This is a genomic window from Pseudoduganella sp. R-32, from assembly GCF_049913245.1.
Taxonomy (GTDB): domain Bacteria; phylum Pseudomonadota; class Gammaproteobacteria; order Burkholderiales; family Burkholderiaceae_D; genus Rugamonas.
Window position 1 is genome coordinate 4524677 of the sequence record NZ_CP183987.1, and the last position, 14212, is coordinate 4538888.

General features: G+C 58.0%; 8 protein-coding genes. 4 read left to right on the forward strand and 4 right to left on the reverse strand.

Annotated features, from left to right (window positions below; genetic code table 11):
• Positions 1 to 115: 115 nt before the first annotated feature.
• Positions 116 to 463 (reverse strand): hypothetical protein, encoded by a 348-nt coding sequence (locus ACN9MU_RS20535; protein ID WP_426336027.1) that lies wholly within the window; start codon positions 461 to 463, stop codon positions 116 to 118.
• Positions 463 to 4926 carry a hemagglutinin repeat-containing protein gene (locus tag ACN9MU_RS20540; RefSeq protein ID WP_426343379.1) on the reverse strand — a complete coding sequence of 1488 codons (4464 nt, stop codon included), beginning with the start codon at positions 4924 to 4926 and terminating at the stop codon, positions 463 to 465. The genes ACN9MU_RS20535 and ACN9MU_RS20540 overlap by 1 nt, the downstream gene beginning before the upstream one ends.
• A 48-nt stretch (positions 4927 to 4974) precedes the next feature.
• Between ACN9MU_RS20540 and ACN9MU_RS20545 the strand changes: the two genes are divergently transcribed.
• The 3 genes from ACN9MU_RS20545 (at position 4975) to ACN9MU_RS20555 (ending at position 8020) form a co-directional block, all read left to right on the forward strand.
• Positions 4975 to 5649, forward strand: coding sequence for an integrase core domain-containing protein (locus ACN9MU_RS20545; RefSeq protein WP_426343380.1), 675 nt, complete (start codon positions 4975 to 4977; stop codon positions 5647 to 5649).
• A gap of 50 nt (positions 5650 to 5699) precedes the next feature.
• Positions 5700 to 7267, forward strand: a protein-coding gene (locus ACN9MU_RS20550) for an IS3 family transposase (RefSeq protein ID WP_426336026.1) whose coding sequence is annotated in 2 segments (ribosomal slippage) — positions 5700 to 6138 and positions 6138 to 7267 — 1569 coding nt in all. Because the reading frame shifts where the segments join, the coding sequence is not laid out codon by codon here.
• A gap of 51 nt (positions 7268 to 7318) precedes the next feature.
• Complete coding sequence (locus ACN9MU_RS20555; RefSeq protein WP_426343381.1) at positions 7319 to 8020, forward strand: integrase core domain-containing protein; 702 nt, start codon at positions 7319 to 7321, stop codon at positions 8018 to 8020.
• A 473-nt stretch (positions 8021 to 8493) separates the two neighbouring features.
• Here the strand turns inward: ACN9MU_RS20555 and ACN9MU_RS20560 are convergent, their stop codons facing one another.
• Both ACN9MU_RS20560 and ACN9MU_RS20565 read right to left on the reverse strand, forming a co-directional pair.
• Complete coding sequence (locus ACN9MU_RS20560) at positions 8494 to 8916, reverse strand: hypothetical protein (RefSeq protein ID WP_426318425.1); 423 nt, start codon at positions 8914 to 8916, stop codon at positions 8494 to 8496.
• Between the two features lie 2 nt (positions 8917 to 8918).
• Positions 8919 to 13811 (reverse strand): hemagglutinin repeat-containing protein, encoded by a 4893-nt coding sequence (locus ACN9MU_RS20565; RefSeq protein ID WP_426343382.1) that lies wholly within the window; start codon positions 13809 to 13811, stop codon positions 8919 to 8921.
• On the opposite strand from ACN9MU_RS20565, the gene ACN9MU_RS20570 reads away from it, so the two are divergent.
• Positions 13716 to 14132 (forward strand): integrase core domain-containing protein, encoded by a 417-nt coding sequence (locus ACN9MU_RS20570; RefSeq protein ID WP_426343383.1) that lies wholly within the window; start codon positions 13716 to 13718, stop codon positions 14130 to 14132. The genes ACN9MU_RS20565 and ACN9MU_RS20570 overlap by 96 nt on opposite strands.
• Positions 14133 to 14212 lie beyond the last annotated feature (80 nt).

The window sequence follows — 14212 nt, forward strand, 5'->3', positions numbered from 1 at the left end:
GGACAGGACATGCCAGGTTTGCACCGTGGAGGTGACATCAACCAGCGACTTTCGTTGAAAAATCGCTGCTTTAATTGTTGCCCAATCCTTTGTGGGCGTGTGGACGGGCAACAATTTATCCAATGAAGACTGTCAGTGAGCTGCTACCATTCAGGCTTAGCGAATTCAGTCCCTTTAGAAGAGCCTCAATTCGCTCAAGCACTTTGTCCTTCTCAGACTTAGGGATATTAGTCTGGGGTTGATGATCAACCCAGCGGCGCAATAAATTTAACTCACCAGAAACCTCTTCAAAATCACTGACACTCACGTCAACGCCGGTTTCAAACATCGGCAACCAAAAAGCATTAGTTTCCTTCGCTGCCGTCAGCCAAATACGCCGAAAAACCTCTTCTGTTGCCAAAGGGATATAGAAGTTTCGATACTCATCAGACTTTGGCGACGATACAATCAACGAAACAGTCATTAATTTCCTCCATATTCAACGCCAAATCTCCATAGTGGATACTTTGCTCGTAATCTGCTGAGCTGAAACTCAACGGCCGGCTTCAACTCCGGACTGACACTCTCAATCCTAAACACCAAGTTTTTGTATCCTTTGATCTCTTCAAGAGACGGAACCACTTCACTTCCTGAAGCAGCAGCTGGCCGTGTAGTCACCGCAACGTCTTCCAAATTTGTCAAGCGTACGACCGTTTTATCATAGACTTGCTTCTCTGCCCATTCAACTGCGGTCTGCTGCGGTTGTCCTGTCCGAGGATTAATAACTTTTAGTCCACGTCCAGACTTATCCTCGATTAGTAGTCCCTGCACGACTACGTCGAATTCTCCAAGCGCCTTACCTCCGGCACTGGCAAGCTCCACTTCACGATAAACTGTATTCGCTGCACGAACTGATTTCCATAGATCATCTATTCCACCGAGCAGTATGCCCCCTCTAACTGCCAACCCCAATGGCAGCGAAGCAATATTCATGAGTCGCTCAGTTTCATATGTTTGTCTTGCTCGATAATCTTGAGTACCTCGATCGCTTTCGATTAAGCTCGGAGTCCATGGGTCGACAACTGCAGGAGGCACAAATGCGACGGCTGCTCCGGTGGCTCCGTCGCGATATTGGCCAGCGCTACGATCAAATTCCACATAACCCGACTGAGTGTAGACATAGTTCGGCCCCGGCGTCAGAGCATATCGGCTGCTAACACCACCAGTATTGTCGAGGATGTACGCGATCATGTCATTGCTTGGCTTAGTCGGCACCTTCTCTACCAGCGTGTGTTCGTCGCCACTGGTAAAGAGCATTTCCCCGTCATCCTTAAGTGTGGACACTATCGATTCTCGGGTAATAATGTTGACTGGTACGCCATCTTTGCTGAGTTCAGGGGAGTTAACAAAAGTTTCCGCATGGTTTTCCGGAACGATGATATTGCCCTTGCTATCCTTCAGTCCGGCATAACGCAATGCATCCAGGATTTGCTGCTCCGTATACTTGCCGTCGCTTCTTTTCGCCAGAATTTTGGCAACTTCTCGATCGCCAGAGTGGAGTCGACGATTGAAATCATCCACCGTTCCCGCGGACTGGCCACCTTGCGCAGCAGCCAGCAACGCACTGACGTCGCTGGCGTTGCTCGATATGCTCGCGGCACCTGTGCTTGCGACCATTCCACCGATAACCGCGCCGGTGTTCTGATACGCGTTAATGAAGGCGTCGGCCTTTTCGCCGGTCAGGCCGAGCTTCTTCGCTTCGACACGCCCCAGCTGTTCGCCGAGTTGCTGTCCAAGATTGCCGCCCACGACACCGGCGGCGCTCTCCAGGGCCCCCGCTTGACCGTTGGCCAGCCCGCCCAGCAGCCCTTGCGTTGCAGAGTGCAGACCGACCCGGTAAATGCCGTTGTCGCTCCAGTTTGCTGCAGTCGCATCCGCTTCGGCAGCCTTGGCCGCCAATTCGGCTGCCGCTTTCGGATTTCCGTCGATCATCGCTTGCTTCGACTGCTTCTCTAACTCGCGAGCCTCGAGGAAAGCTTCTGCCTGAAGTGAGCCAGCGATGTCGCCAATCGTTTTGGCAACTGTTGGCGCAATGGCATTCGCTGTGACTTGCCCCCCGCCCTGTCCCGCCATGACGCCGGTCAGGATGCCAACGCCGGCATTCAATGCGCGACTGTAAACGCCGCCCGTGCCCCAGTCCTTCAGAGTTTTCTGTGCCTCTTCGCTTGCTTTTGTGGCAGCCAACTTCTGTTCGTCCGTGCTTTTCGGATCTTTCAGCGTATCTTCCGCGTCTTTTTGCGCTTTCGCCGCGCCGATTGCGATGTCACCGGCGATCTGCTTACCGGTCGCAATCACGGTTCCCGTTGCGGCCGACATGGCTTGCTGATCTTTCAGCAGCTTCTGCAAATCTGGCAGCTTGTCGAGCGCGGTGTTGGCTTTGGTCGCATCGGTATTGATGCCCAGGTCCTTGACGGAATTGGTCGTCACGCCACCAATGGTGATCTTGCCGTCGGTGACGGTGGCGTAGGTAGTAGAGCTGTCGCTGCCCTTCTCAACCGTCGGCAATCTTGGCGCGACGTTGCCGTCCTTGGCCGTGCCGAATGCCTGCGTCTGCTGGCTTACCGGCAGGATCTTGCCATCTTCCCCCCTGAGCAACTTGCTGCCGCCGCCAGTGCCACCTGCCACACTGACGTTGCTGGCCGAGTACGTCATCTTGTTTTCGATATTGGACGTGGTCAGCTTGTTGGTCGTCAAATCGGAGGCGGCTGCATTGGTGCTGGCGATGGCGCCGCCTTTCAGGTCGATCGTATCGGCCTTGACGTGGTAGCCGCCGTCGCCTGCGAACAGGCCCGATTGCTGGCCAACGCCGGCGTAGGTGCCTTTGCCGTTTTGCTGAGACACGTTGCCCGAAGCACTCCACGCGTTGCCGATCGCGACCTGCACGCGTACACCAACGTTGGTCTGCTTGCTGTCGAACGCACTGGTGTCCTGCAGGCTTTCCACTGCCAGCTTGCCGCCAACGTCGGTGTTGATGGTGTTGGCTGTGGCCGTTGCGCCTTTCAGCGTGGTGTCGCCCTTGCTGCGAATGTTGATCGTGTCGGCTTTGAGCTCGGTATTGTTGTTGATCGTGCTGTCGTTCTTGTTGTGGCCCTTGCCCATGTTGGCCGCGGCGTAGACGTACACGCCGGTCTGTGCGCCAACCTGGAAGCCAACACCCGCCTCAACACCGGAGCTCTTGTTCTTGCCGTCGCTGTGCAGCGTGCTTTGGCTGGCGTCGAGCACGATGTTCTGTGCTGCGTCAAGGCTCAGGGTCTTGCCGGCATTGAGCGTGGCGCCGGTGGCGTGGATGTCGCCGCCGGTGGCCGTCAGGTTGACGTTGCGGCCGCCATTGATGGTGCTGCCCTGCGCAGTGCTGTCGTTGCCGTTGCTGGAATTGCTGCTGCTGGCGAAGCCGATGCCGGCCTCGCCCTTGACCAGGATGCCGCTGCCGGCGCCACCCCTCAGGCTTTCGATCGCGCTGTAGGCCTGGTAGCCGTTGGCGGCGGCCGCCATGCGCTGCATCTCTTTCAGGCGGCCGTCGGATTTGCGCGCTGCTTCCACGTTGTTGGCCAGGTCAATCAACGGGGAGCTGATGCGGGCGAAGGTGCCGATCTTCAGGTCGCTGTTCGATTCCTGGTGGCTGCCGGTGTTTTGCAGCGCCGTGATGTCGATCGACTTGGCGGTGATGTTGACGTCATTGCCGGCCAGGACGTTGCTCGAGGCCTGGGTGTACTTCTTCCCTGCGCTCAGGTTCACGTCGCCGTTCAGGCTGGAGACGTTGGACGCCACCTGGGTCACCTGGTCGCTGTTGTCCTTGTGCTTTTCGTTGTGGTAGCCGGAGAAGCGCTCGGTGTCGGAAATGGCGACCTTGCCGATGGCCTTGTTGTCGCTCTGGTTGGCGTTGTGCAGCGTGTCCTGCGCGCTGGTGATGGTCAGGTCGCGTGCGGCGTTGATCGACAGGTTGCCGTCCGAGACCACGCTGGCGCCGGTCAGCGCGATGTCGCCGGTCTGCGTGGCCATGGTGGTGCTGCCGCCCACCGACAGCTTGGTGCCGGTCACGGTGTCGGTGGCGCCGTTGCCTTTGCCGTTGTTGTTGAGCGAACCAATCACCTGCGTCGAGCGCGTGTCAATACTGAAGCCCGACTTCTTGGTGTCCTGCGACCTGCTTTCCGTGTTGTGGGCCACGTCGAACTTGATGCTGTCCTTGGCCAGGATCAGGGCGTTGCCTTCGGCGCTGATCTGGGCGCCCTGGCTGGTGATCGAGCCGTCGGTAGCGAGGATCGTCAGGTCCTTGCCGGCAAGGAGGCTGCTGGTGCGCGCTTCGCTGGTGGCGTGGTTTTGCGTGCTGTTGGTCTTCTTCGTGCCGAACTGGGTGTTGACAACCGCCAGCGCAGCCGCGGCGCCTTCCGCCGCACCTTCCGCCTTGGCGAATTCCTTGCCGACGAAACTGCCGGACTTGGAGTTTTCGGTGCTGGTCTTGTAGGCATCCTTGAAGGCAGCCAGCGGGTTGACTGTGAAGCCTACGCCGAAGCCGGAGGATTTGCCTTGGGTATTAGCCTGGCTTTGCATGGTGTTCTGCGCTGCGGCCAGGTCGACGTTCTTGCCGATCAGGGTCAGGTTTTCCTTGGCGGCGATGTCGGAGGCGACCACTTGCAGCGTTTCGCCGGATTTGAGCTTGACGCTGCCGTCCAGCGCGCCGATGCTGGAGGCGTGCTGCCTTGCCGCCTCCGCGTCCAGCGAGGCTTTGGTCGTGGCAAGATCGCGCCTTTCCGATCTCGAAGTTCTGCAATGGATCTGCTTCTTGCGATTGCTCTGTCCTTGAACCTGGCACAATTGATTACAGGCTGGCATTTCCTTTGGATTCCAATGCTCGCTGTTCAGCGTCCAGAGAGTGTTGGCCGCTGCCACCGTCGAATCAAACCTGCACAGTCCAATCGACGCAAACCGCAATGGGTAGTGGACGCCATCATTCGCCTGAAAGCCTTGCAGCCAAAGGCCAGCAACCGCGTGATGGCAGCCCAGTTCAACAGGCTCTATGCGGCTTCGCGTCGCATGACCGTCTCCAGCTCCTACGTTCATTACACCGTGCGAGATAATCAGTTGGCCATTCTGCGAAAGCGCCGCGAGATCAAAGCGCAGATCCCTTCTGGCCAGCCCTGCAATGCGATCTGGGGCATCGATATGAGCGGCAAAGTCGACGTAGCAGGCACGCTGCACATGATGTTCGGCATTCTCGATCACGGCAGCAGGAAGGCACTGGCATTGGTCGCCCTCCCTAACAAAACATCGTGGACTTTGCTCGGCCATCTCTGCCTCGCAATTGGGCGCTATGGCAAGCCGCGCGCGATTCGCAGTGACAACGAGCGCGTCTTTACTTCGGGCGTATTTCAACTGGGACTACGCATCGCTGGCATCCGTCATCAGCGCATCAAGCCTGGCTGTCCTTGGCAGAACGGTCGCATCGAACGCTTCTTCGGCACGCTGAAGCAATCACTTGATTGTTGGCAGGTCGCGAACCAGCGCCAATTGCAAGCCGCGCTTGATGTTTTCCGCGATTGGTATTGCTGCATTCGGCCGCATGCACATTTGGACGGCGCGACGCCAGACGAGGTTCCCCCAGTGTCAAAATAGTTGTCGCTCCGATAGATCTGAGAAAATGGGGGCGATAACAGGAGTGTGAAGTGGCACGGTACGGACAGGAATTTAAGGATAAGGCGGTAGCGCGTTTGTTGCCGCCAGAGAGCGCGTCGATCAAGGATGTCGCCTTGTCGATTGGCGTGAGCGAATCGACATTGGAACGCTGGCGCAGTGAAGCGCTGGCCAATCCGACGCAACGCCGCGAATGGACGCCCGCCGCGCGGTTTGAAGCGGTGCTGGCGACGTCCATGATGGACGAGGCAAACAAAGGCGCTTGGTGCCGCAGTAATGGCGTCTATCCGCACGAGCTGGCAGTGTGGCGCGAGCATGCAATCAATGCTTTAGCCGAACCTGGAGAGAAGCGCGTGACTGCGGCAGAGGCCAAGCAAGACAGGCGCCGCATCAAGGAACTGGAACGCGAGATCCGCCGCAAGGACAAGGCGTTAGCGGAGACGGCAGCTTTGCTCGTGCTATCAAAAAAAGCCGAGGCGATCTTCAGCAAGTACAAGGCCGAGGACGAATGATCGGACTCGAAGATCGCCAAGTCATGGCCCGAGATATCGCCGACGCTTGCCAGGCCGGTGCACGCCTGAGTGAGGCATGTGCCACAGTCGGCTTGAATGCGCGCACCCTGCAACGCTGGCAAGCGCACGGCGGCTTGGAAAACGGCGACCGCCGGCCGACGGTAATACGCCCTCTGCCTTCGCATGCGCTGACGGAGAACGAACGCGCTGCCGTTTTGGCCGCCGCGAACGAACCGCGTTTTGCTGACATGCCGCCGGCTCGCATCGTCCCCATGCTGGCCGACGAGGGCGTCTACTTGGCCAGCGAATCGACATTCAGTCGTATCCTGCGCGCCCATGGTCAGATTCGCCATCGCGGTCGGGCCAAAGCGCCGCGTCGGCAGCGGCCACCGACCACACATATCGCCACTGCGCCCGGCCAGGTCTGGTGCTGGGATATGACCTATTTGCCGGCTCGGGTGGCGGGCCGCTGGTTTTACCTCTACTTGATCCTGGATCTCTACAGCCGCAAGATCATTGGCTGGGAGGTGCATGCCGAGGATGATGCCGACCATGCCAGTCACTTGGTGCGCCGCACCGCATTGGCCGAAGGCGTCGCTATGAACCGCAACAAGCCAGTGCTGCATGGCGATAACGGTGCCACACTGAAGGCGACCACGGTGTTAGCCATGCTGCATTGGCTGGGCATCAAGCCTTCTTACTCGCGCCCGCGTGTGAGCGACGACAACGCGTTCGCCGAGGCACTGTTCCGCACCGCAAAGTATCGCCCGGAATTCCCATCGGGTGGCTTCGCCGATCTGGCCGCCACGCGCGACTGGGCCGCCCGCTTTGTGCAGTGGTACAACGTCGAACATCGACACAGCGGCATTCGCTATGTCAGCCCCGCACAGCGCCATGCTGGGCAAGACAAGGCTATTCTGGCAGCGCGGCATCAGCTCTATTTGGCTGCCCAGGCGCGCCATCCGGCCCGCTGGTCGGGCAATACGCGCAACTGGGCACCTTGTGGCGCCGTTACCTTGAACCCAGAGCGCGATCACGTCGTTTCCACCAGTGCAAAGGAGAGCCATACTCAGCAAATTGCTGCTTGAATCGGGCGACAACTACCTTGACACGCGCCGCCAAAGGCCAGCAACCGCGTGATGGCAGCCCAGTTCAACAGGTTCTATGCGGCATCGCGCCGCATGACCGTTTCCAGCTCCTATGTCCACTACACCGTGCGGGATAACCAGTTGGCCATTCTGCGAAAGCGCCGCGAAATCAAAGCGCAGATCCCATCTAACCAGCCCTGCAATGCGATCTGGGGTATCGACATGAGCGGCAAAGTCGACGCAGCGGGCACGCTTCACATGATGTTCGGCATTCTCGATCACGGCAGCAGAAAAGCACTGTCATTGGTCACCCTCCCTAACAAAACATCGTGGACGCTGCTTGGGTATCTTTGCCTGGCAATTGGACGCTATGGCAAGCCTCTTGCGATTCGCAGCGACAACGAGCGTGTTTTCACTTCGCGCGTGTTTCAGTGGGCGCTGCGCGTTGCCGGCATTCGTCATCAGCGCATCAAGGCTGGCTGTCCTTGGCAGAACGGCCGCATCGAGCGCTTCTTCGGCACACTGAAGCAATCACTCGATTGTTGGCAGGTGGAGAACCAGCGCCAATTGCAAAACGCGCTTGATGTCTTCCGCGATTGGTATTGTTGCATTCGTCCGCATGCACATTTGGACGGTGCGACGCCAGACGAGGTTTGGCAAGGGGTAGATCCGCATCGACGCATGCCAATGCGCGTGGAATGGTTCGCGGCGTGGGATGGCTTGCTGACTGGGTTTCAAATACGCCGACGGTGATGTAGTTCGCAGTTTCTAAGAGTGACGGCGCTGTCCACAGCCGCCAGGGAGGCGATCGTCAATTCATCGCGAACTATGGTGATCTGCTTAAAAAGTGGACAAAAAAATGGCGCGATCCTCGTGGGCGACCGGCTCGTGCCAGCCGGCGTCCACGAGAATCGCGCCTTATTTCTGAGAAAACGGACTATTCCATTGGCCCGCTTCCCTTATTGATCATTTGGACAGGACACGCAGCGGACTTGGAAGATGGCCGCCAACCAGTTTGCCATCCTGTTTGGGGAACGTTTTACCAACGCGATCAATTAACTAAACCGCGACCCCGGCACACAAAATTCCTGACAGGTCCCGTGGGCGACCGGCTCGTGCCAGCCGGCGTCCACGAGAATCGCGCCTTATTTCTGAGAAAACGGACTATTCCATTGGCCCGCTTCCCTTATTGATCATTTGGACAGGACAGGACAGCAAGCATTGAGCTAGCTCACTCCTTTTTCCTTCAAATGCAATTGATACAGAACGTCGGAAAGAAGAATTATGTCTCTTGCAGCGTCACGTTCCAGCGACGGAAGTTCGTTACGAATAATCTCCGTCGCCATTTGAAAATCATCGACCTCTCGCGCTTTCATCTCGAGCTGTGTCGGGTAAATGATAAATCTATTCTGCTGAAGTCGGTCAATTACCCATTTCGTCTCACCTCCATAGCAACGAATGCCTTCTTGCATCAGTAAGAAGATCCGGTCAGCATCCTCGGGGTGCATATGAAATGAGGCATACAACAATGCCATTCCATCATCTGCACTCGGCCCTGCTCCAAACCATCCTCTTCGTCCAACCTCACTAAGAAGATCCATAAAGATCCAAGCCGCCGACGTTCTCGCACTATATGGACGATCTCCCATTGTTAAAATCCTTTCTTTTGCAATTGCGGTACCTTGGGGTTTTCAAGATCTGGATGATAAGTCCTCCACGACACACCTTTCTCATTGAGTGATTTCAGCATTTGCAGGTACTCTGCTTGCGGAACCGGCGAATTAGAGAGCAGTGGATCGTAAAAGTAGCGACCATCAGTGTAGACCGTATGATATGAGAAGTTCAGAGTTCCATTCGCACCAGGTACATTGATTCCGTTACCCATTTGCCAATCGTACTCCTTTGGCCATTTGGCATCGCGGCCTGAGAACACAACGAGTTTTCCTTCTCCTCTGGCGGCCTTGCTTAACTCAAGTGCACAATCTGTGCAGTAATAATCCTTCTTCATAATCAGGCTGTTTGACGCCAATAGCTCGCTTGCACCCGCATTTGGCATTTTTGTAGGGCCGGATAGTTCAGCTAGCAACGAACTTGAGTCAAATGAGTAAGTAATCTCGACAGGAGCTACCCTCTTAGAGTTAGCTGCCGAAGCAATTGCTTCAATTGTTTTCGGAGCCGAGTAGTTAGGGACGGCAGTTGACTTTTGTGTTGCCTTAGCAACAACAGGCTCGCCAGTCGATACTTTCGGACCACTTCCCACCCATACCCCTGCTTTCGCTTCAGAAGTCGCGGCGCCAGTTGGAATTTCCCAGAACTGCGGTGCGGTGCCCAGTTCACGATCTAAGGCCATCCTTGCCATGCGCTGCTCGCCAAGGAATGCTTCTCCGAGGGTACCCAAGTATTTACTCCCACTCGCAGCAAACCTTGCAGGAATTAACACCGATACTTCACTCCCCAATCCGAGCAACAGCCCTTCCGAGGTGCTCTTGGACACCGTGTCGTGGAATGATTCAGGCCGCTGAACGGGCCCGATCACTGACATGTTCAAATCTCGAATCGGCCCTTTATCTGTGCTGATGGCATAGACCACGCCTCCATACGAACCGCTCACCAGATTACCCATTGCACTGGCTTGCCCGGCATAGAAGTTGCACTGCACCTGATTACCCGAAAGGCAAGCCTTCAGCAAGTTGTCATCACGCTGTCGCGAGCGCGAAGTCAGTTCATCGCGCGTCTTGCACGCATTGCTGTCACCCGAATTACAAGCTACAACTGCACGTTCGTAGCGTTCTTTCTCCGACAGAGTTACAAGGTTCGGTTTTTTGTGATCGAGGTAGTTGTTTTCGACAGCGTTTGTCGCAACTCTTCCGCCGACGGCTGCGTCATACATGCTGCCACCGGCGACTCCGGACAGCAACGCGCCGATCGCGCTGGACAGCGCCGTAACGTTGTTTGCTTGCTCCGGCGTGAGCTTGTCACGTTGCAGGACTCCGTTGGCATCGAATGCTTGCGGATACAGTTCCTTTGTCAGCACCTGGGCCGCGAGTTCGCCTCCGCCGCCGGCCAGCGCACCACCTCCAACGCTGCCGCCGTTCGCGTAGGCCAAGGCGGCGCCCAGCACCGCATGGCTCAAGTCCTGCAGCGTCTGGTTTTCGTTGCCCTCTTTCTTGAAATACTCGCCAATTTCAGCGGCAAGATATGGCGCGGCGGCATTCGCAGCGATCTGCGTAACGCTTTGCCCAGCAACCGATCCGACCAGGATGCCGGTGACGACATTCAGTGCGCGGCTCTTGTCGCCCCCGACGCCCCACTCCGCCTGGACCTGTTTAGCGGTATCAATTGTTTTTTCTGCTTCCGCTCTCTGCTCTGCCGTGATATTCGGTTTTTTCAGCGTTTCTTCCGCGTCCTTTTGCGCTTTCGCCGCACCGATTGCGATGTCACCGGCGATCTGCTTGCCGGTCGCAATCACGGTTCCCGTTGCGGCCGACATGGCCTGCTGATCTTTCAGGAGCTTCTGCAAGTCGGGCAGCTTGTCGAGCGCGGTGTTGGCCTTGCTCGCATCGGTGTTGATGCCCAGGTCCTTGACCGAATTGGTCGTCACGCCCCCGATGGTGATCTTGCCGTCGGTGACGGTGGCATACGTGGTGGAGCTGTCGCTGCCCTTCTCCACCATCGGCAATCCTGGCGCGACGTTGCCGTCCTTGGCCGTGCCGAAGGCCTGCGTCTGCTGGCTTACCGGCAGGATGTTGCCATCTTCACCCCTGAGCAACTTGCTGCCGCCGCCAGTGCCGCCAGCCACGCTGACGTTGCTGGCCGAGTAGGTCATCTTGTTTTCGATGTTGGACGTGGTCAGCTTGTTGGTCGTCAGCTCGGAAGCGGCTGCATTGGTGCTGGCGATGGCGCCGCCTTTCAGGTCGATCGTATCGGCCTTGACGTGGTAGCCGCCGTCACCTGCGAAAAGGCCCGATTGCTGGCCAACGCCGGCGTAGGTGCCTTTGCCGTTTTGTTGAGACACGTTGCCCGAAGCACTCCACGCGTTGCCGATCGCGACCTGCACGCGTACACCAACGTTGGTCTGCTTGCTGTCGAACGCACTGGTGTCCTGCAGGCTTTCCACGGCCAGCTTGCCGCCAACGTCGGTGTTGATCGTGCTGGCCGTTGCCGTTGCGCCTTTCAGCGTCGTGTCGCCCTTGCTGCGGATGTTGATCGTGTCGGCTTTAAGCTCGGTGTTGTTGTTGATCGTGCTGTCGTTCTTGTTGTGGCCCTTGCCCATGTTGGCTGCGGCGTAGACGTACACGCCGGTCTGTGCACCGACCTGGAAGCCAACACCCGCCTCAACGCCAGAGCTCTTGTTCTTGCCGTCGCTGTGCAGCGTGCTCTGGCTGGCGTCCAGCACAATGTTCTGTGCTGCGTCCAGGCTCAGGGTCTTGCCGGCATTGAGCGTGGCCCCGGTGGCGTGGATGTCGCCGCCCGTGGCCGTCAGGCTGACGTTGCGGCCGCCATTGATGGTGCTGCCCTGCGCGGTGCTGTCGCTGCCGTTGCTGGAGTTGCTGCTGCTGGCGAAGCCGATCCCGGCCTCGCCCTTGACCAGGATGCCGCTGCCGGCGCCACCGGTCATGCTGTTGATCGCGCTGGCTGCCTGGTAGGCGTTGGCGGTTGCCGCCATGCGCTGCATCTCTTTCAGTCGTCCGTCGGATTTGCGCGCTGCTTCCACGTTGTTGGCCAGGTCAATCAGCGGTGAGCTGATGCGGGCGAAGGTGCCGATCTTCAGGTCGCTGTTCGATTCCTGGTGGCTGCCGGTGTTTTGCAGCGCCGTGATGTCGATCGACTTGGCGGTGATGTTGACGTCATTGCCGGCCAGGACGTTGCTCGAGGCCTGGGTGTACTTCTTCCCTGCGCTCAGGTTCACGTCGCCGTTCAGGCTGGAGACGTTGGACGCCACCTGGGTCACCTGGTCGCTGTTGTCCTTGTGCTTTTCGTTGTGGTAGCCGGAGAAGCGCTCGGTGTCGGAAATGGCGACCTTGCCGATGGCCTTGTTGTCGCTCTGGTTGGCGTTGTGCAGCGTGTCCTGCGCGCTGGTGATGGTCAGGTCGCGTGCGGCGTTGATCGACAGGTTGCCGTCCGAGACCACGCTGGCGCCGGTCAGCGCGATGTCGCCGGTCTGCGTGGCCATGGTGGTGCTGCCGCCCACCGACAGCTTGGTGCCGGTCACGGTGTCGGTGGCGCCGTTGCCTTTGCCGTTGTTGTTGAGCGAACCAATCACCTGCGTCGAGCGCGTGTCAATACTGAAGCCCGACTTCTTGGTGTCCTGCGACCTGCTTTCCGTGTTGTGGGCCACGTCGAACTTGATGCTGTCCTTGGCCAGGATCAGGGCGTTGCCTTCGGCGCTGATCTGGGCGCCCTGGCTGGTGATCGAGCCGTCGGTAGCGAGGATCGTCAGGTCCTTGCCGGCAAGGAGGCTGCTGGTGCGCGCTTCGCTGGTGGCGTGGTTTTGCGTGCTGTTGGTCTTCTTCGTGCCGAACTGGGTGTTGACAACCGCCAGCGCAGCCGCGGCGCCTTCCGCCGCACCTTCCGCCTTGGCGAATTCCTTGCCGACGAAACTGCCGGACTTGGAGTTTTCGGTGCTGGTCTTGTAGGCATCCTTGAAGGCAGCCAGCGGGTTGACTGTGAAGCCTACGCCGAAGCCGGAGGATTTGCCTTGGGTATTAGCCTGGCTTTGCATGGTGTTCTGCGCTGCGGCCAGGTCGACGTTCTTGCCGATCAGGGTCAGGTTTTCCTTGGCGGCGATGTCGGAGGCGACCACTTGCAGCGTTTCGCCGGATTTGAGCTTGACGCTGCCGTCCAGCGCGCCGATGCTGGAGGCGTGCTGCCTTGCCGCCTCCGCGTCCAGCGAGGCTTTGGTCGTGGCAAGATCGCGCCTTTCCGATCTCGAAGTTCTGCAATGGATCTGCTTCTTGCGATTGCTCTGCCCTTGAACCTGGCACAATTGATTACAGGCTGGCATTTCCTTTGGATTCCAATGCTCGCTGTTCAGCGTCCAGAGAGTGTTGGCCGCTGCCACCGTCGAATCAAACCTGCACAGTCCAATCGACGCAAACCGCAATGGGTAGTGGACGCCATCATTCGCCTGAAAGCCTTGCAGCCAAAGGCCAGCAACCGCGTGATGGCAGCCCAGTTCAACAGGCTCTATGCGGCTTCGCGTCGCATGACCGTCTCCAGCTCCTACGTTCATTACACCGTGCGAGATAATCAGTTGGCCATTCTGCGAAAGCGCCGCGAGATCAAAGCGCAGATCCCTTCTGGCCAGCCCTGCAATGCGATCTGGGGCATCGATATGAGCGGCAAAGTCGACGTAGCAGGCACGCTGCACATGATGTTCGGCATTCTCGATCACGGCAGCAGGAAGGCACTGGCATTGGTCGCCCTCCCTAACAAAACATCGTGGACTTTGCTCGGCCATCTCTGCCTCGCAATTGGGCGCTATGGCAAGCCGCGCGCGATTCGCAGTGACAACGAGCGCGTCTTTACTTCGGGCGTATTTCAACTGGGACTACGCATCGCTGGCATCCGTCATCAGCGCATCAAGCCTGGCTGTCCTTGGCAGAACGGTCGCATCGAACGCTTCTTCGGCACGCTGAAGCAATCACTTGATTGTTGGCAGGTCGCGAACCAGCGCCAATTGCAAGCCGCGCTTGATGTTTTCCGCGATTGGTATTGCTGCATTCGGCCGCATGCACATTTGGACGGCGCGACGCCAGACGAGGTTTGGCAAGGGATAGATCCGCATCGACGAACGCCAATGCGCGTCGAGTGGTTCGAAGCGTGGGATGGCCTGCTGACTGGGTTTCGAATACGCCGGCGCTGATGTAGTTCGCAATTTCGAAGAGTGACGGCGCTGTCCACGGCCGCCGGGGCCGCGATCGTCAATTCATCGCGAACTATGGT